Genomic DNA, 19,197 nt, shown 5'->3' on the forward strand with positions numbered 1-19,197 from the left:
TCATGCTCCTTGGGCATGGGACGAGGTCTCTGCGGCCGGGCTCGGAGGAAGCTCGGAAGCAGGCTTCTCGAGCTTCGCTTCGGTGGCCGGTTCGGCGGCGGAGGACCCGCCCCTGCGTGCGCGCCACGCATTGCGCAGCATTTCGTGCCACCGCGGGCGCTTACGCGGCGGAACATGGTCCACACCGCCCAGCGACCACGGATTGCACCGGAGGATGCGCCAGGCGGTGAGTGCCGTTCCCTTGATCGCACCGTGCCGGTCGATGGCCGTGTAGCCGTAGTGGGAGCACGACGGGTAGTACTTGCACACAGGCCCCAGCAATGGACTGATCGTCCACTGGTACAGCTTGATCAGAGCCAGCAGCGGGTACTTCATCGCGCGCCCCCTCCCAGCAGCCGCTGAAGGGCGGCATCCAGGTCTCGGGCCAGCTGTGCGTGGTCTGCGTCGCCCGCTCCGGGCAGCGCTCGTACGACTACCAGGCTACCGGGGGGGAACAGGGCGACTCGGTCACGCATCAGATGGCGCAGTCTGCGCTTCACTGTGTTGCGCACGACCGCACCACCCACGGCCTTGCTCACGACGAAACCCGCACGCGTCGGGGGAGCGCTCTCCCCAGGCGCGTGCGGGTCCGTTGCACCGCTTCGAAGGTGGACGACGAGGGTCGGGCGTCCGGCCCGACGACCTCGTCGTACCGCGGTCGCGAAGTCCTCGCGCCGCCTCAGCCGGTTCTCGGTGGGCAGCACGACGTCATGACCTGATCGGGATCAGGCGGACAGGCGGGCGCGACCCTTGCTACGGCGGGACGCGAGGATCGCGCGGCCGGCACGGGTGCGCATACGCAGCCGGAAGCCGTGGGTCTTCGCGCGACGACGGTTGTTCGGCTGGAAGGTGCGCTTGCTCACTCGGGGGCTCCAGAAAAGAATCGGTAGTGGCGGGGTGCCGTCCTGGCTGTCACCGTGCGCCCACGAGTAGCTCGCGTCACGCCCGAGTGCACCGCTTCCCGATCACCTGACGTGATCTGTGCCCATCGGAGGCAGGCGGCAGCAGCCATCGACAACTCGACCTGGTTACGGTACGCGCGGCTGCGCCATCCGGTCAAACCGAGGGGCGCCGGGGGACACTGTCCACAGGCTGGGGACAACAACTTGAACCGTACCCGCCGCGCTGACTACCGTGGCTGGACTCCGATTCGTTCCTTTGTCCCCACCCGAGCGGGATCGCCCCCGCCCACCACCCGGATTCCATCCCGACCCGTCCGCGAACCACACGTTCGTGGGACCTGTGAGAGAGCGTGCCCTGTGGCTGACGTACCTGCCGATCTTGCCGCAGTGTGGCCACGAGTACTGGAGCAGCTCCTCGGAGAGGGCCGCGGACAGGGTGTGGAGGCGAAGGACGAGCACTGGATCCGGCGCTGCCAGCCGCTCGCGCTGGTCGCGGACACGGCCCTGCTGGCCGTACCGAACGAGTTCGCGAAGGGTGTGCTGGAAGGCCGCCTGGCACCGATCGTCAGCGAGACGCTGAGCCGGGAGTGCGGCCGCCCCATCCGCATCGCGATCACCGTGGACGACTCGGCCGGCGAGCCGCCGGCGCCCGCGGCGCCCCCCGCGCCGCAGACGCCGAAGCCGCGCTACGAGGAGCCGGAACTCCCCGCGGGGCCCTACGAGGGCTACGGCCGCCACCGCGGCGACCGCCCGGTCGGCGACCCGCGCGCCGAGCAGCTGCCGCCCGGCCGCCCGGACCAGCTCCCCACCGCCCGCCCGGCCTACCCCTCCGAGTACCAGCGCCCCGAGCCCGGCGCCTGGCCGCGCCCCGGGCAGGACGAGTACGGCTGGCAGCAGCCCCGGCTCGGCTTCCCCGAGCGTGATCCGTACGCCTCGCCGTCGTCCCAGGACGGCTACGGCGGGGACGCGTACGGCTCGCCGTCCCAGGACTACCGCCCGCAGGGCAGGGACCGGTCACCGTACGAACACAAGCGCGGCGACTACGACGGCCCGCGCGCGGAGTACGAGCCGTCCCGCCCGGACTACGACGCCCCGCGCGGGGACTACGACCCGTCCCGGACCGAGTACGACCAGCGCGAACCGGTCCGCCGCGAGCTGCCCGAGCCGCCGGTGCACCGCGGTGGTCCCGGCCGCCCGGACATGCCCCCGGCCGGCCCCGCCGGACCGCCGGCCGCGCAGTCCGCGCCGGCGAGCGGCCCCGGTGAGCCGACCGCGCGGCTGAACCCGAAGTACCTGTTCGACACGTTCGTCATCGGCGCCTCCAACCGGTTCGCGCACGCGGCGGCGGTCGCGGTCGCCGAGGCTCCGGCGAAGGCCTACAATCCCCTGTTCATCTACGGGGAGTCGGGGCTCGGCAAGACGCACCTGCTGCACGCCATCGGGCACTACGCGCGCAGCCTCTACCCGGGCACGCGCGTGCGGTACGTCAGCTCGGAGGAGTTCACCAACGAGTTCATCAACTCCATCCGCGACGGCAAGGGCGACAGCTTCCGCAAGCGCTACCGGGAGATGGACATCCTGCTCGTCGACGACATCCAGTTCCTCGCGGACAAGGAGTCGACGCAGGAGGAGTTCTTCCACACCTTCAACACGCTCCACAACGCGAACAAGCAGATCGTGCTCTCCAGCGACCGGCCGCCCAAGCAGCTGGTCACGCTGGAGGACCGGCTGCGCAACCGCTTCGAGTGGGGCCTGATCACCGACGTCCAGCCGCCCGAGCTGGAGACGCGCATCGCGATCCTGCGGAAGAAGGCGGTGCAGGAGCAGCTCAACGCACCGCCGGAGGTGCTGGAGTTCATCGCCTCCCGGATCTCGCGGAACATCCGTGAGCTGGAGGGCGCGCTGATCCGGGTGACGGCGTTCGCCTCGCTCAACCGGCAGCCGGTGGACCTGGGCCTGACGGAGATCGTCCTGAAGGATCTGATCCCCGGGGGCGAGGACTCGACGCCGGAGATCACCGCGACCGCCATCATGGCGGCGACCGCTGACTACTTCGGGCTCACGGTCGAGGACCTGTGCGGCAGCTCGCGCGGCCGTCAGCTGGTCACCGCGCGGCAGATCGCGATGTACCTGTGCCGGGAGCTGACGGACCTGTCGCTGCCGAAGATCGGGGCGCAGTTCGGCGGGCGGGACCACACGACCGTCATGCACGCCGATCGCAAGATCCGGGCGCTGATGGCCGAGCGGCGGTCGATCTACAACCAGGTGACCGAGCTGACCAACCGCATCAAGAACGGCTGACCCGCGGCCGGCGCAGGTCGTACGGCCGCACCGAGGCGCCTTCGGGACGAGAGATCCCGGGGGCGCCTTTCGCGTCCCCGCAGGCGGCCGGGACGGCCCGTCAGCCGCCGGCGGCACGGCTCCCGTGGTGGCCCCGCCCGCCACCCGGTGTTCGATTACTTGCCTGGTTACGGCCACTCTCCACAGATTCGGTGACTTTCTTCCATCCACATCCTGGGGACTGGGAAGTTGTCCCGAACCGTGTCCACAGGGAAGCCTCGGCCCCGGCTTCCGCCCAGCTCAGAGGCCTGTGGAATCGTGGACGAACGATCTCCACAGACTGTGGACAACTCCGCGATCCACAGCCTGTGCACGGAGTTGTCCACCGGCGGCCCACAGGCTGGGGGCAGTTGTCCCCAGCGATCCCCAGCTTCTCCACAGCGCTGTCCACTGTTCGGCAACCCGGCGCACCCGCTCACCGCGTCGAGTGAAAGCCGTCACAGGAAGGTGCCGGATTGGGGTGTGGGAAACCTGGGTATTCCTGGGGACACAGCTGGGGAGAACTGCCCTCAGCCTGTGGGCGGCGTGTGCAGAACTTTCCGTTCTCCACAGACAGCCCCGGTTGTCCACTGCCTCCACCCACAGGGCCGGTGGACAAAATATCAGCGCTGAGCTGGGCAAACGTGGTTATCCACGGTATCCACAGGCCCTACTACTACTCCCGACTAGAGAGAGCTCGGCAATCGTTTGGAAGCGGGGCCTGTGCACAACTCGCCCTCTCGCGTCCGGCTGCCCCTCGGTCGGACTTGACCCCAACGGGCACCTACTGTCAGTGCCGTGCGTCAGACTGGTTCCGGTGTCCTTCCCGTCGCAGAGGGCGGTGACACCGAGTCGGAGGACTCAGCAGCAACGGCAGCATCAGGAGGCGGCTTACGGTGAAGATCCGGGTGGAACGCGACGTACTCGCGGAGGCAGTGGCGTGGGCCGCACGCAGCCTCCCGGCCCGTCCGCCGGCGCCTGTCCTCGCCGGCCTGCTGCTGAAGGCGGAGGACGGCAAGCTCAGCCTGTCCAGCTTCGACTACGAGGTCTCCGCGCGGGTGAACGTCGAGGCGGAGGTCGAGGAGGAGGGCACCGTCCTCGTCTCCGGCCGGCTGCTCGCCGACATCTCCCGCGCCCTCCCCAACCGGCCGGTGGAGATTTCCACAGACGGTGTACGGGCCACGGTGACCTGTGGCTCCTCCCGGTTCACCCTCCACACCCTGCCTGTGGAGGAGTACCCGGCGCTGCCGCAGATGCCGAACGCGACCGGCACCGTCCCCGGCGAGGTCTTCGCCGCGGCGGTCTCCCAGGTGGCCATCGCGGCCGGCCGGGACGACACGCTGCCGGTGCTCACCGGTGTGCGCATCGAGATCGAGGGCGACACGGTCACCCTGGCCTCCACCGACCGCTACCGCTTCGCGGTCCGCGAGTTCCTGTGGAAGCCGGAGAACCCGGACGCGTCCGCGGTCGCCCTGGTCCCGGCGAAGACGCTGCTGGACACCGCGAAGTCGCTGGGCGCCGGGGACAGCGTCACGCTGGCGCTGTCCGGGTCCGGCGCCGGTGAGGGCCTGATCGGTTTCGAGGGCGCCGGGCGGCGTACGACCACGCGCCTGCTCGAGGGCGACCTGCCGAAGTACCGCACGCTGTTCCCGACCGAGTTCAACTCCATCGCCGTGATCGAGACCGCGCCCTTCGTGGAGGCCGTCAAGCGCGTGGCGCTGGTCGCCGAGCGGAACACCCCGGTGCGGCTGAGCTTCGAGCAGGGCGTGCTGATCCTGGAGGCCGGGTCGAGCGACGACGCACAGGCTGTGGAAAGGGTGGACGCCCAGCTGGACGGCGATGACATCTCCATCGCGTTCAACCCGACGTTCCTGCTGGACGGTCTGAGCGCGATCGACTCGCCGGTGGCGCAGTTGTCGTTCACCACGTCCACGAAGCCGGCGCTGCTGAGCGGCAAGCCGGCGGTGGACGCGGAGGCCGACGAGGCCTACAAGTACCTGATCATGCCGGTGCGGCTCAGCGGCTGATCGTCGTCCACAGCTGTGCACGGTGCCGGGTGCCGCACGGGGCGCCCGGCACCGCGGTCGGCCCCGGCGGGGGCGCCGGCCGCGCGGCCAGGGCGGCCGGGTTCGCCGCGAAGGGCACCCGGTGATGAGCACGAGTCCGTGGACGGGGCTGTTCCCGCAGGTGAGCGGCTATGCCCACAGCTGTGCATGAGCGTCCGGGTTTAGGCTCGGCTCGGCACTTCGGTGCCTCTCACGCCACACAGCGACCTAAGGACACAACTGATGGAGCTCGGTCTCGTCGGCCTCGGCAAGATGGGCGGCAACATGCGCGAGCGGATCCGCCGCGCGGGCCACACCGTCCTCGGATACGACCGCAACGCGGACCTCGCGGATGTCCACAGCCTGGAAGAGCTTGTGGGCAAGCTCAAGGGCCCGCGCGTGGTCTGGGTGATGGTCCCGGCCGGCGAGCCCACCCAGTCGACCATCGACCGGCTGGCCGAGCTGCTGGAGCCCGGCGACGTGGTCGTGGACGGCGGCAACTCCCGCTGGACGGACGACGAGAGGCACGCCGAGGAGCTGGCCGCCAAGGGCATAGGCTTCGTCGACTGCGGTGTCTCCGGCGGCGTCTGGGGCCTGGAGAACGGGTACGCGCTGATGTACGGCGGCGACGCCGAGAACGTCGCCAAGGTGCAGCCGGTCTTCGACGCGCTGAAGCCGGAGGGCGACTTCGGTTCGGTGCACGCGGGCAAGGTCGGCGCGGGCCACTTCGCGAAGATGGTCCACAACGGCATCGAGTACGCCATGATGCAGGCCTACGCCGAGGGCTGGGAGCTGCTGGAGAAGGTCGACTCCGTCACGGACGTCCGTGAGGTCTTCCGCTCCTGGCAGGAGGGCACGGTCATCCGCTCCTGGCTGCTGGACCTCGCGGTGAACGCCCTGGACGAGGACGAGCACCTGGAGGGTCTGCGCGGGTACGCGCAGGACTCGGGTGAGGGACGCTGGACGGTGGAGGCCGCGATCGACAACGCGGTGCCGCTGCCGGCGATCACCGCGTCGCTGTTCGCGCGGTTCGCCTCCCGCCAGGAGGACTCGCCGCAGATGAAGATGATCGCCGCGCTGCGCAACCAGTTCGGCGGCCACGCGGTGGAGAAGAAGTAATCCACAGGGTCGCTCCGCGATCCACAAGAGGGTCGTTCCGCGATCCACGAGCCTGAGGGAGGTCGGCGGTCCCGCCATGCACGTCACGCATCTGTCGCTCGCCGACTTCCGCTCGTACGCCCGGGCCGAGGTCCCGCTCGACCCGGGCGTCACCGCCTTCGTCGGCCCCAACGGGCAGGGCAAGACCAACCTCGTGGAGGCGGTCGGCTACCTGGCGACCCTCGGCAGCCACCGGGTGGCCTCCGACGCCCCGCTGGTCCGCATGGGCGCCGAGCGGGCGGTCGTGCGGGCGCAGGTCCGGCAGGGCGACCGGCAGCAGCTCATCGAGCTGGAGCTGAACCCGGGCAGGGCCAACCGCGCCCGGATCAACCGCTCCTCGCAGGTCAGGCCGCGGGACGTGCTGGGGATCGTACGGACCGTGCTGTTCGCGCCCGAGGACCTCGCGCTCGTCAAGGGCGACCCGGGTGAGCGGCGGCGGTTCCTTGACGAGCTGATCACCGCGCGGTCCCCGCGGATGGCGGGTGTGCGCTCGGACTACGAGCGGGTGCTCAAGCAGCGCAACACTCTGCTGAAGACGGCCGCGCTGGCCCGCCGGCACGGTGGGCGGTCCATGGACCTTTCCACCCTCGACGTGTGGGACCAGCATCTCGCGCGCGCGGGCGCGGAGCTGCTCGCCCAGCGGATGGATCTCATCGCCGCGCTGCGGCCGCTCGCCGACAAGGCGTACGAGCAGCTCGCTCCCGGGGGCGGTCCGGTGGCGCTGGAGTACAAGCCGTCGGCGCCGGGCGAGGCGCACACGCGCGAGGACCTCTACGCCCAGCTGACGGCGGCCCTCGCGGAGGCGCGCAAGCAGGAGATCGAGCGGGGCGTGACCCTGGTGGGGCCGCACCGCGACGACCTGCTCCTCAAACTCGGTCAGCTGCCGGCCAAGGGCTACGCCTCGCACGGCGAGTCCTGGTCCTACGCCCTGGCGCTGCGGCTGGCCTCCTACGACCTGCTGCGCGCCGAGGGCAACGAGCCGGTGCTGGTCCTGGACGACGTCTTCGCCGAGCTGGACGCCCGCCGCCGGGAGCGGCTGGCGGAGCTGGTCGCGCCGGGCGAGCAGGTGCTGGTCACCGCCGCCGTGGACGACGACGTACCCCCTGTGCTGGCCGGCGCGCGGTACACGGTGGCCGGCGGGGCGGTGGAGCGCGTATGAGCACCGACGGGCCGGACACCCCCGATCGCCGGAAGACGGCCGCGCGGGGCGGTGACGAGCCGTCCGGCGTCGACCTCGCGCGCGTGGCGTTGCGCGCGGCGAGGGAGCAGGCACGCGCGCGGGGGGACGCGGCGCGGCAGAAGAAGCAGGCGCGGCGGGGCGGCGGTCTGCGTTCCGGCGCGCGCGCCGACGGACGCGATCCCATGGCGCTGGGCGCGGCGATCAACCGGCTGATCACCGAGCGCGGCTGGGAGAAGCCGGCCGCGGTGGGCGGGGTGATGGGCCGCTGGCCGCAGATCGTCGGCGAGGACCTGGCCCGGCACTGTGTGCCGCAGCGGTACGACGAGGACGAGCGGGTGCTGACCGTCCAGTGCGACTCGACGGCCTGGGCGACCCAGCTGCGGGTGCTCGCCCCCGCCCTGGTGGCGCGGATCAACGAGGACCTCGGGCACGGCAGCGTCCGGATGATCAAGGTGCTCAATCCGGGCGGCCAGGCCCGCCGCTACGGCCCGCTGCGGGCTCCGGGGAGCACCGGACCCGGCGACACCTACGGGTGATGTACCTCACGTCGGGCGCCCGGCCCGGCGTGCCGTCGCGCCCCGTCCACAGGTGTGGATCACCGCTGTGGGGTGCGCCGCAGCCCCCGTCGGCAGGCCTCGGACCGCCATCTGACCCGCCAGTAGCCACGGGTTGACGGCTCGAAGCGCTGAGTGCCGCTGTGAGCCCCTTGGAGCCCCCTTCCGTATATCGGTACTCGGCGGAGACCGGTTGAGGGCGGCACATGGGAGCCCAGGTGCCCGCAAACCCCCATCGATGTCAGTGCTACCGGTAGACTGGAAGACAATCCCGCCCCAACGTGGGGACCGCCCGGGAAAAGCTGAGCAACGCTGATCAAGGCTTACCAACGCAACATGCCGCAGCCGCTCCGGCAACCTGCCGACGAGCCCGGCTCGTGCTGTGCCAGAAAGGGCGCTTCGTGGCCGATTCCGGCAACCCCAACGAGAACATCCCGTCCACCGACGCCGGCGTGAACGCCGAGGCCACGGAGCCCGCCGCGGCCTCCGCGTCCTACGACGCCAGCGCTATCACCGTGCTCGAAGGGCTGGACGCGGTCCGCAAGCGGCCCGGCATGTACATCGGCTCCACGGGCGAGCGCGGACTGCACCACCTCGTGTACGAGGTCGTCGACAACTCGGTCGACGAGGCGCTGGCCGGTTACGCGGACACCATCGACGTGACGATCCTCGCCGACGGCGGCGTGCGCGTCGTCGACAACGGCCGTGGCATCCCGGTGGGCATCGTGCCCTCCGAGGGCAAGCCGGCCGTCGAGGTCGTGCTGACCGTGCTGCACGCGGGCGGCAAGTTCGGCGGCGGCGGGTACGCCGTCTCCGGCGGTCTGCACGGTGTGGGTGTGTCCGTCGTGAACGCGCTGTCCACCAAGGTTGCCGTCGAGGTCAGGACGGACGGCCACCGCTGGACGCAGGACTACAAGATGGGCGTCCCGACGGCGCCGCTGGTCAAGCACGAGGCGACGGAGGAGACCGGGACGTCGGTCACCTTCTGGGCCGATCCGGAGATCTTCGAGACCACCGAGTACTCCTTCGAGACGCTGTCCCGGCGTTTTCAGGAGATGGCGTTCCTCAACAAGGGCCTGACGATCCGGCTCACCGACGAGCGCGAGTCGGCGAAGGCCACCAGCGGCGCGGACGAGGCGGGTGCGGACGAGAAGGCCGAGGTCAAGACCGTCACGTACCACTACGAGGGCGGCATCGTCGACTTCGTGAAGTACCTCAACTCCCGCAAGGGGGACGCGGTGCACCCGACGGTCGTCTCGCTGGAGGCCGAGGACAGGGACAAGAGCCTGTCCCTCGAGGTCGCCATGCAGTGGAACAGCGGCTACACCGAGGGCGTGTACTCCTTCGCGAACATCATCCACACCCATGAGGGCGGCACGCACGAGGAGGGCTTCCGCGCGGCCCTCACCAGCCTGATCAACAAGTACGCGCGCGACAAGAAGCTGCTGCGCGAGAAGGACGACAACCTCACCGGCGACGACATCCGTGAGGGTCTGACCGCGATCATCTCGGTCAAGCTGAGCGAGCCGCAGTTCGAGGGCCAGACGAAGACCAAGCTGGGCAACACGGAGGCGAAGACCTTCGTGCAGAAGGCGGTCTACGAGCACCTCAACGACTGGCTGGACCGCAACCCGGTCGAGGCGGCGGACATCATCCGCAAGGGCATCCAGGCGGCCACCGCGCGCGTGGCGGCCCGCAAGGCCCGCGACCTGACCCGCCGCAAGGGGCTGCTGGAGTCGGCGTCGCTGCCGGGCAAGCTGGCCGACTGCCAGTCCAACGACCCGGCCAAGTGCGAGATCTTCATCGTCGAGGGTGACTCCGCCGGCGGCTCGGCCAAGTCCGGCCGGAACCCGCAGTACCAGGCGATCCTCCCGATCCGCGGCAAGATCCTGAACGTGGAGAAGGCGCGGATCGACAAGATCCTGCAGAACCAGGAGATCCAGGCGCTGATCTCGGCCTTCGGCACGGGTGTGCACGAGGACTTCGACATCGAGAAGCTGCGCTATCACAAGATCATCCTGATGGCGGACGCCGACGTCGACGGCCAGCACATCAGCACCCTGCTGCTGACCTTCCTGTTCCGCTTCATGCGGCCGCTGGTGGAGGCCGGGCACGTCTACCTGTCCCGTCCCCCGCTGTACAAGATCAAGTGGGGCCGGGACGACGTGGAGTACGCCTACTCGGACCGTGAGCGCGACGCGCTGATCGAGATGGGCCGCCAGCGCGGCAAGCGCGTGCGCGAGGACTCGATCCAGCGCTTCAAGGGCCTCGGCGAGATGAACGCCGAGGAGCTGCGCGTGACCACCATGGACCAGGAGCACCGGGTCCTCGGCCAGGTCACCCTGGACGACGCGGCCCAGGCCGACGACCTGTTCTCGGTCCTCATGGGCGAGGACGTCGAGGCCCGTCGCCAGTTCATCCAGCGCAACGCCAAGGACGTCCGCTTCCTCGACATCTGAGTCGGTCTCAGCTGACCGCACCAGGAAGGATCCTCACCAGCAATGGCCGACGAGAACACTCCCGCCACCCCCGAAGAGGGCGGCGAACTCGTGATGCGTGTCGAGCCCGTCGGGCTCGAGACGGAGATGCAGCGCTCGTACCTGGACTACGCGATGTCCGTCATCGTGTCCCGTGCGCTGCCCGACGTCCGGGACGGCCTCAAGCCCGTCCACCGCCGCGTGCTGTACGCGATGTACGACGGCGGCTACCGCCCCGAGCGCGGCTTCTACAAGTGCGCCCGTGTCGTCGGCGACGTCATGGGCAACTACCACCCGCACGGCGACTCCTCCATCTACGACGCCCTGGTGCGTCTCGCCCAGCCGTGGTCGATGCGGATGCCGCTGGTGGACTCCAACGGCAACTTCGGCTCGCCGGGCAACGACCCGGCGGCGGCCATGCGCTACACCGAGTGCAAGATGGCGCCGCTGTCGATGGAGATGGTCCGGGACATCGACGAGGAGACCGTCGACTTCACGGACAACTACGACGGCCGCTCCCAGGAGCCGACCGTCCTGCCGGCCCGCTTCCCGAACCTGCTGATCAACGGCTCGGCCGGTATCGCGGTCGGCATGGCGACCAACATCCCGCCGCACAACCTGCGCGAGGTCGCGGCCGGCGCCCAGTGGTACCTGGAGAACCCGGACGCCTCGCACGAGGAGCTGCTGGACGCGCTCATGGAGCGCATCAAGGGCCCCGACTTCCCGACCGGCGCCCTGGTGGTGGGCCGCAAGGGCATCGAGGAGGCGTACCGCACCGGCCGCGGCTCCATCACGATGCGCGCGGTGGTCGAGGTCGAGGAGATCCAGGGCCGGCAGTGCCTGGTGGTGACCGAGCTGCCGTACCAGGTGAACCCGGACAACCTGGCGCAGAAGATCGCCGACCTGGTGAAGGACGGCAAGATCGGCGGCATCGCGGACGTCCGCGACGAGACGTCGTCCCGTACGGGGCAGCGCCTGGTGATCGTCCTGAAGCGGGACGCGGTCGCCAAGGTCGTGCTGAACAACCTGTACAAGCACACCGACCTGCAGACGAACTTCGGCGCCAACATGCTGGCGCTGGTCGACGGCGTGCCGCGCACCCTGTCGCTGGACGCGTTCATCCGCCACTGGGTGACGCACCAGATCGAGGTCATCGTCCGCCGTACCCGGTTCCGGCTGCGCAAGGCCGAGGAGCGCGCGCACATCCTGCGCGGTCTGCTGAAGGCCCTGGACGCCATCGACGAGGTCATCGCGCTGATCCGGCGCAGTGAGACCGTCGACGTCGCGCGCAGCGGCCTGATGGGCCTGCTGGAGATCGACGAGATCCAGGCGAACGCGATCCTGGAGATGCAGCTGCGCCGGCTGGCGGCCCTGGAGCGGCAGAAGATCGTCCAGGAGCACGACGAACTCCAGGCGAAGATCAACGAGTACAACCAGATCCTCGCCTCGCCGGTGCGCCAGCGCGGGATCGTCAGCGAGGAGCTGGCCGCGATCGTCGAGAAGTACGGCGACGACCGGCAGACCAAGCTGATCCCGTACGAGGGCGACATGTCCATCGAGGACCTGATTGCCGAGGAGGACATCGTCGTCACCGTCACGCGCGGCGGCTACGTCAAGCGGACGAAGACGGACGACTACCGGGCGCAGAAGCGCGGCGGCAAGGGTGTGCGCGGCGCGAAGCTGAAGGAAGACGACATCGTCGACCACTTCTTCGTCTCCACCACGCACCACTGGCTGCTGTTCTTCACCAACAAGGGCCGGGTCTACCGGGCGAAGGCGTACGAGCTGCCCGAGGCCGGCCGGGACGCGCGCGGCCAGCACGTGGCGAACCTGCTCGCCTTCCAGCCGGACGAGGCGATCGCTGAGATCCTGGCCATCCGTGACTACGAGGCGGCGCCCTACCTGGTGCTGGCCACCAAGTCCGGCTTGGTCAAGAAGACGCCACTGAAGGATTACGATTCGCCTCGCTCCGGTGGTGTCATCGCCATCAACCTGCGGGAACGCGAGGACGGTTCGGACGACGAGCTGATCGGCGCCGAGCTGGTCTCGGCGGACGACGACCTGCTGCTGATCAGCAGGAAGGCGCAGTCGATCCGGTTCACCGCCTCGGACGATTCGCTGCGTCCGATGGGCCGCGCCACCTCCGGCGTCAAGGGAATGAGCTTCCGGGAGGGCGACGAGCTCCTCTCGATGAATGTGGTGCGACCCGGTACGTTCGTGTTCACTGCCACCGACGGTGGGTACGCGAAGCGGACCGCCGTCGACGAGTACCGCGTCCAGGGCCGCGGCGGCCTCGGCATCAAGGCCGCCAAGATCGTGGAGGACCGCGGGTCGCTCGTCGGCGCGCTGATCGTCGAGGAGAACGACGAAATCCTCGCGATCACCCTGTCCGGCGGTGTGATTCGCACGCGAGTCAGCGAGGTCAGGGAGACGGGCCGTGACACCATGGGCGTCCAACTGATCAATCTGGGCAAGCGCGATGCCGTCGTCGGTATCGCACGTAACGCCGAAGCGGGGCGCGAGGCGGAGGAAGTCGACGGCGACGTGGCCGTGGACGAGACCGCCGAGGGTGTCGCGACCGCCGGCACGGACGAGGGTGAGGCACCCTCGGCCGAGTAGCACGAGGAGTGAGTCAGCGTGAGCGGAGCCACGGGCGCCGGATCGGCCGGTACCTCCACGGGTACGGAAACGGACGGCGGCGGCCGTGGCTCCGCCGCGAGCGGGCTGCCGGCGGGCAGTGCGCCCGCCGGTGGTGCGCACGACCCGCAGACGACGAACCTGAAGCCGGTGAAGGTGTCCGAGACGGACTCTTCCCGTACGTCTGGATCCCAGGGGGGAACTGTGACGGACACCCGAGGCCCGGCCGCGTCCGGTGAGGCGCGGCCGGCGTCGCCGCTGCCCGGGGAGCGGCGCCAGGAGCAGCCCGACGGGCCCTACCACCCGCCGCAGGCCTATCCGGCGCAGGCGCCGGCCGGAGCGACGCGCAAGCCGCGTACGGGCGTGCGGACGGCCCCCCGGACCCGCAAGGCACGGCTGCGGGTGGCCAAGGCCGACCCGTGGTCGGTGATGAAGGTCAGCTTCCTGCTCTCCATCGCGCTCGGCATCTGTACGGTCGTCGCCTCGGCGGTGCTGTGGATGGTCATGGACGCGATGGGCGTGTTCTCGACGGTCGGCGGCACGATCTCGGAGGCGACCGGTTCGAGCGAGGCGAACGGCTTCGACCTCCAGGCGTTCCTGTCGCTCCCCCACGTCCTGACGTTCGCGGCGATCATCGCGGTCATCGACGTGGTCCTGGCCACGGCGCTCGCGACGCTCGGCGCGTTCATCTACAACCTCTCCGCGGGCTTCGTGGGCGGCATCGAGCTGACGCTGGCGGAGGACGAGTGACCCGCGGACCAGCGGCGTTCTGACGGCCCCCCGACAACCGATTTTGGGACTGGCGCGGTCGTGCGCTAATCTTCAGGAGTCAGCGCGCGGGACACACACCGCAGAGCGCGGCGGGGCTATAGCTCAGTTGGTTAGAGCGCATCCCTGATAAGGATGAGGCCACAGGTTCAAATCCTGTTAGCCCCACCAGCGATAAGACCCCCGGTCCAGCAGGGCCGGGGGTCTTTCGTTTCGGGTGACGCATCCGTCGCTCATACCAGTATGAGTGCGAAGACGATGATGAGAAGAACCACTATGCCCAGGACCACCCAGACGCCCTTGCCGCCCCGGGACGGGCTCGGGAGCGCTCCCTCCCTGGGGCGGTCCTCGGGGAGAGCCGCGCCTTCGGTCTGGTCTCGCTTGTAGAACTCGTCGTCGGTCATGTGCACCGCCTCCTCCGGCGCCGCACGAGTGCCCCGCATACCGGTGGTCACGCTGCGGCAGGCTCACGGGCGGGCGAATGCGGGCGCCGGCGCAAGAAAAGGCCCGACCGCTGGCGACGGGGGATGCACCAGCGATCGGGCTATGGCCAAGGGTAACAAGGTTGTCGGTTGTGTGGGGCCAAGTCCGGGGGGAAAGGGGCAGGTTGGCCGATCATCGACCGCACGGGGGGTCGTAGCCCAGGCGCGGCAGGTACTCGTGCCAGCGCCGGGGGGTCAGGACGCCCCGGGTGACCGAGCAGATGTGCCGGATCGCCGTGCCGGCGTCCAGGCTCCACAGCCGGACCGTGTCGGTGCCGCTGGAGACGCCGAGGACGTGGCTCTTGGGGCTGAAGATGAGGAAGTTGCCCGTTTTGGCGTTGGGGCTCATCGACTGGCCGATCGGAGCCGCCGAGGCGGGGTGGGTGACGTCCCACAGGCGGACCGTGTTGTCGTTGCCGCCGCTGGCCAGGGTGGAGCCGCCGGCGCTGAACGTCAGGGACGTGACCGCCTCGGTGTGCCCGGTGAGCGGCTTGCCCAGGGGTGCGGCGCGCGCCGGGTCGGCGGTGTTCCACAGGCGGACCGTGTCGTCGTCGCTGCCGCTGGCCAGGGTGTGGCCGCGCGGGGCGAAGGCGAGCGCGTTGACCGGGCCGGAGTGGTCGGTGAGGGGCCTGCCCAGGGGGCGGGTGTGCGCGGGGTCGGTCACGTCCCAGAGCCGGATCGTGCTGTCCGCGCTGCCGCTGGCCAGGGTGCGGCCGTCCGGGCTGAAGGCGAGGCTGTCGATGTAGCCCCGGTGGCCGGTGAGCGGCCTGCCGAGCGGGGCCGGGCGGCCCGGGTCGGCCACGTCCCACAGCTGGACGGTGCGGTCGTCGTAGGCGGTGGCCAGGGTGTGGCCGTCCGGGCTGTAGGCCAGCGCCTCGGGGCCCATGAAGCGGGTGCGCAGGTGCAGCGGCGGGCCGGCGGCGACCGGGTGGGCGGGGTCGGTGACGTTCCACAGGCGGACGGTCCGGACACCGGTGAGGACGGCGAGTGTGCGGCCGTCGGGGGAGAACACCAGGGAGCGCTGGTCGCCGTCGGCCCGCATGAACGGCTCGCCGAGCAGGACGGGCCGGCCGGGCCGCGTCACGTTCCACAGCCGCAGCCTGCCGTCCCGGGCGGCCGTGGCCAGCACCCGCCCGTCGGGGCGGAACGCTCCGGTCCGGCCGATCATGTCCGAGGTCGGGACCGACCACAGGCGTACCTTGCCGTCCCCGCTGCCGGTGGCGAGGGTCCGGCCGTCCCGGCGGAACCCCAGGGCGTACATCTCGCCGCTGCTGCCCGCGAGCGGCTCGCCGACCTGGGACGCGGAGTCCGGGTCGCTGACGTTCCACAGGCTCGCCGTGCTGTCCGCGCTCGCGGCGGCGAGCCGGCCGCCGTCCGGGCTGAACGCCACCGACCAGACCGGGCCGGTGTGGCCGGTCAGCGGCGAGCCGACCGCCGCGGCGCGGGCGGGGTCGGTGACGTCCCACAGCCGGATGGTGTCGTCCGCGCTGCCGCTGGCCAGGGTGTGCCCGTCGGGGCTGAAGGCCACCGAGTGCACGAGGTCCGTGTGCCCGCGCAGCGTCCTGACCGGCTGGGGCCGGCGGGGCGCGGAGACGTCCCACAGCCGGATCGTGTCGTCGTCGCCGCCCGTCGCGAGCGTCCGCCCGTCCGGGGCGAACGCCACACAGCGCACCGCGGCGCGGTGCCCCCGCAGGGTGGCGAGGGCGCCGGGCCTGCGCGGGTCGGTGACGTCCCACAGCCGCACGGTGCGGTCCTCGCCGGCCGTGGCCAGCGTGCGCCCGTCGGGACTGAAGGCGACGAGGTAGATCGTGCCCTGGTGGCCGGTGAGCGGTGCGCCCAGCGGGCGGGCGTGCGCGGGGTCGGAGACGTCCCACAGCCGGATCGTGCCGTCGTCGCCGGCGCTGGCCAGGGTGCGGCCGTCCGGGCTGAAGACGGCACTGCTGACCCAGCTGGTGTGGCCGGTCAGGGGTGCGCCGAGCGGGGCGGGGCGGTTCGGGTCGGTCACGTCCCACAACCGGATGGTGCGGTCGTAGCTGGCCGTCGCCAGCGTGTCGCCGTCCGGGCTGAAGGAGGTCAGGTAGACGGCGCCGGTGTGGCCGGACAGCGGGGTGGCCAGCGGCGCGTTCACGATCGAGATCAGGCGGCTGTACGTGCCCTCGTCGCCGGGGCGCAGCTGGTGCGCGACCAGGTCGAGCTGGGCGGCCAGGGACGGATCGGTGTGCTGGACCCGGTCGGCCTCGGCGAGCACCTGCTCGAACACGGCGTCGTCGCGCTGCTTCCAGGCGATCACCGCCGTGCCGGCCGCGAGCACGGCCAGCGCCACCAGCGCCGCCACCGCGGCCCGGCTCAGCCACACCGAGCGCTTGCGCAGCCGCACCGAGGCGGCCAGAAACTCCACCGCGCTGCGGGTCAGATACGTGTCCCCGGCCGACCTCGCCCAGCCGCGGGCCTGCTCCAGCCGCGACCCCCGGTACAGCAGCGAGCTGTCCCGGCCCGAGTCCTCCCAGGCCCGTCCGTCCTCCTCCAGCCGCTGGCGCAGCAGATGGTCGCCCCGGCCCTCGTCGATCCAGTGCCGCAGCCGGGGCCAGGCGTGCAGCAGCGCCTCGTGGGTGATCTCCACGGTGTCCGCGTCCAGCGTCACCAGCCGGGCCCGCACCAGGGCCTCCAGCGACTCCTCCGTCTTGCCGGGGTCCGACGACTCCTGCGCCAGCTGCCGCCGGGTGCCGCGCCGGCGCGTGGCCTGGGTGTCCTCGCCCAGCCGGACCAGCCGCAGCAGGAGCAGCCGGGCGGCGGCGCGGGCCGCCGGATCCAGACCGGACCAGGCGCGTTCGGCGGTCGCCGCGACCGCGCCCTGGATGCCGCCCGCCGCGCGGTAGCCGGCCAGGGTCAGCCGGCCGGCCTTGCGGCGCTGCCAGGTGGCCAGCAGGGCGTGGGAGAGCAGCGGGAGCACGCCCGCGTCGTGCGCGCCGCGCGGGCCGTCGGCGCTCACCTCGCGCACGATCAGCTCGGCGAGGCCCGGCTCCAGTTCCAGACCCACCGCCTTGGCCGGACCGGTCACCGCCTCGCGCAGTTCGGTGCCGGTCAGCGGGCCGAGCACCATGTGCCGGTGCTGGAGCGCGTCGGCGAGTTCCGGGTGGTCGAGGCACTGCTCGTAGAAGTCGGCGCGGATGCCGAGGACGACCCGGACGGGCGCGGGGCCCGCGGCGCCGGCGGGCGGGGTGCAGGCGGTGTGCAGGAAGTGGATGAAGACGCGCCGGCCGGCCTCGTCGGCGCAGAGGGTGAACGCCTCCTCGAACTGGTCCACGATGACGACCGGCCGGTCGTCCGGGCCCGTCGCGCGGTGCGCCCAGGCCGCGACCGCCGCGCGCACGGCCCGGGTGAGGTGCGGGGCGTCGCAGCCCGGCAGCGCCGGGTTCCGCGCGGCTTCCCGCTCGGCCCTGCGGGCCTCCTCGGCGACGGCGGCGAGCTCGGGGACACGGCGGACCAGCTCACCCAGCGGATCGGCACCCGGGACGAACTGAAGGACGGGGCCGGGCGGGTCGGTGGGGTGGTCGCCGGTGGGACGGCCGGTGGGGTGGCCCGTGGGGCGGTCAGGGTGGTCGGCGGGCTGGGCGGGGGCCTCCCCGGCGGGTGCGGGCGCCTCCTCGCGCGGGGAAGGGACCGTCTCCTGTCGGGCAGGGGCCGTCTCGTGCCGAAGGGGGCCCGCCTCGTGCCGGGAAGGGACCGATGCCCCGTCGGCTCCCGGCCCCGTGCCGCCCGCCCCCGTGTCCGCGCCCGGGTTCCCGGCCCCGCCATCAGCACCCGTGCCCGCGTTCCCGGCGTCGCCGGGACCCCCCGCACCCCCATGCCCGGCCCCGGCGTAAGCACCCGCGCCGGCCTCCGCGCCCGCGTGCCCGGCCTGCACCCCCGCACCCACGCTCCCCGCCCCGCCGGGCGCCCCCGTGTCCAAGGCTCCGCCGCGGATCGCCGGGACCAGGCCGGCGTTCAGCAGGGACGACTTCCCGGCTCCCGAGGCGCCGACCAGCATGACCAGCCCGCCGGACCGCTCGGCCGCGCGGAGCTGGGCGACGAGGGCCTTCGTGCTCCGTTCCCGGCCGAAGAACCACCTGGCGTCCTCCCGCCGGTACGGGGCCAGCCCCCGGTACGGACACACGCCGCCGGCGACGGGCGGGGCCTGGGCCGGTGGCCGCCGGTTCTCCTGCGAGGGCGGCGCGGGCCGGTCGGCGGCCGGTCCGGCCACCGCCAGCTCCCACAGCCGCTGCCAGTGGCCGAGGTCGTACAGGCCGGCGGAGACCGGAGCGGGACGCAGCCGCCGCGCCTCCGGGATCAGGATCTGCAGGACCGCCGCGAGGGCGGCGAACTGGGCCGGTACGTTCCTGGCCCGGCGCCAGTCGCTGATCCGCTGCGCGGAGACCCGGACCGGCCGGCCGCGCTCGTCGATCCGCTGGAGTCGTACGACCGCTTCCGAGACGCTCTTGAGGGGAGGGTTTCCGGCCTCCTTGTACAGCAGCGCGAGGCGCTCGGCGAAGGCTGTGCGTGCCCCTGAGTCGGAACTCAAGGTCCCACCCCTTACTCTCCCTCGCGAGTGACGTCCGGACCGGAAAACTCACCTTATACGCCTGACCTGCGGTTAAGG

The 19,197-nt window shown here is 71.3% G+C and carries 13 protein-coding genes and 1 tRNA gene; 9 read left to right on the forward strand and 5 right to left on the reverse strand.

Features of this window, described 5'->3' with window-relative positions; all coding sequences use genetic code 11:
- Genes yidD through rpmH form a run of 3 tightly spaced genes read right to left on the reverse strand, consistent with a single transcriptional unit; the run spans position 1 to position 902 of the window.
- A complete protein-coding gene (gene yidD, locus ACZ5DC_RS10680) occupies positions 1–375 on the reverse strand; it encodes a membrane protein insertion efficiency factor YidD (protein WP_366752780.1) in 375 nt (124 codons plus the stop codon).
- Complete coding sequence (rnpA, locus tag ACZ5DC_RS10685) at positions 372–743, reverse strand: ribonuclease P protein component (RefSeq protein WP_078611778.1); 372 nt, start codon at positions 741–743, stop codon at positions 372–374. The genes yidD and rnpA overlap by 4 nt, the downstream gene beginning before the upstream one ends.
- 21 nt (positions 744–764) lie before the next feature.
- Positions 765–902, reverse strand: coding sequence for a 50S ribosomal protein L34 (gene rpmH, locus ACZ5DC_RS10690; protein WP_003956500.1), 138 nt, complete (start codon positions 900–902; stop codon positions 765–767).
- 396 nt (positions 903–1,298) lie between these two features.
- On the opposite strand from rpmH, the gene dnaA reads away from it, so the two are divergent.
- From dnaA to ACZ5DC_RS10735, 9 genes are all read left to right on the forward strand, one after another.
- Complete coding sequence (gene dnaA, locus ACZ5DC_RS10695; RefSeq protein ID WP_468651446.1) at positions 1,299–3,242, forward strand: chromosomal replication initiator protein DnaA; 1,944 nt, start codon at positions 1,299–1,301, stop codon at positions 3,240–3,242.
- Between the two features lie 914 nt (positions 3,243–4,156).
- Positions 4,157–5,287: a DNA polymerase III subunit beta gene (gene dnaN, locus ACZ5DC_RS10700; protein ID WP_468651448.1), complete on the forward strand. Its 1,131-nt coding sequence runs from the start codon at positions 4,157–4,159 to the stop codon at positions 5,285–5,287.
- 261 nt (positions 5,288–5,548) lie between these two features.
- Entirely contained in the window at positions 5,549–6,424 is an 876-nt protein-coding gene (gene gnd / locus ACZ5DC_RS10705) for a phosphogluconate dehydrogenase (NAD(+)-dependent, decarboxylating) (RefSeq protein WP_468651450.1), read from the forward strand.
- A 76-nt stretch (positions 6,425–6,500) separates the two neighbouring features.
- A complete protein-coding gene (recF, locus tag ACZ5DC_RS10710; RefSeq protein WP_468651452.1) occupies positions 6,501–7,622 on the forward strand; it encodes a DNA replication/repair protein RecF in 1,122 nt (373 codons plus the stop codon).
- Positions 7,619–8,179 (forward strand): DciA family protein, encoded by a 561-nt coding sequence (locus ACZ5DC_RS10715; protein ID WP_468651454.1) that lies wholly within the window; start codon positions 7,619–7,621, stop codon positions 8,177–8,179. The genes recF and ACZ5DC_RS10715 overlap by 4 nt, the downstream gene beginning before the upstream one ends.
- Before the next feature lie 395 nt (positions 8,180–8,574).
- The gene (gene gyrB / locus ACZ5DC_RS10720; RefSeq protein WP_468651456.1) at positions 8,575–10,656 is read left to right on the forward strand and encodes a DNA topoisomerase (ATP-hydrolyzing) subunit B; all 2,082 of its coding nucleotides are present in this window, start codon (positions 8,575–8,577) and stop codon (positions 10,654–10,656) included.
- 42 nt (positions 10,657–10,698) lie between these two features.
- On the forward strand, positions 10,699–13,293 hold the full coding sequence (gene gyrA / locus ACZ5DC_RS10725; RefSeq protein ID WP_468651458.1) for a DNA gyrase subunit A: 2,595 nt from the start codon (positions 10,699–10,701) through the stop codon (positions 13,291–13,293).
- Between the two features lie 18 nt (positions 13,294–13,311).
- Positions 13,312–14,061, forward strand: coding sequence for a DUF3566 domain-containing protein (locus tag ACZ5DC_RS10730; protein ID WP_468651460.1), 750 nt, complete (start codon positions 13,312–13,314; stop codon positions 14,059–14,061).
- 112 nt (positions 14,062–14,173) lie between these two features.
- Positions 14,174–14,250, forward strand: a tRNA-Ile gene (locus ACZ5DC_RS10735).
- 62 nt (positions 14,251–14,312) lie between these two features.
- Here the strand turns inward: ACZ5DC_RS10735 and ACZ5DC_RS10740 are convergent.
- Positions 14,313–14,483 carry a hypothetical protein gene (locus ACZ5DC_RS10740; RefSeq protein ID WP_468651462.1) on the reverse strand — a complete coding sequence of 57 codons (171 nt, stop codon included), beginning with the start codon at positions 14,481–14,483 and terminating at the stop codon, positions 14,313–14,315.
- Positions 14,484–14,694: 211 nt separating this feature from the next.
- The gene (locus ACZ5DC_RS10745) at positions 14,695–19,119 is read right to left on the reverse strand and encodes an nSTAND1 domain-containing NTPase (protein ID WP_468651464.1); all 4,425 of its coding nucleotides are present in this window, start codon (positions 19,117–19,119) and stop codon (positions 14,695–14,697) included.
- Positions 19,120–19,197 lie beyond the last annotated feature (78 nt).

Source organism: Streptomyces sp. NPDC031445, from assembly GCF_055581365.1.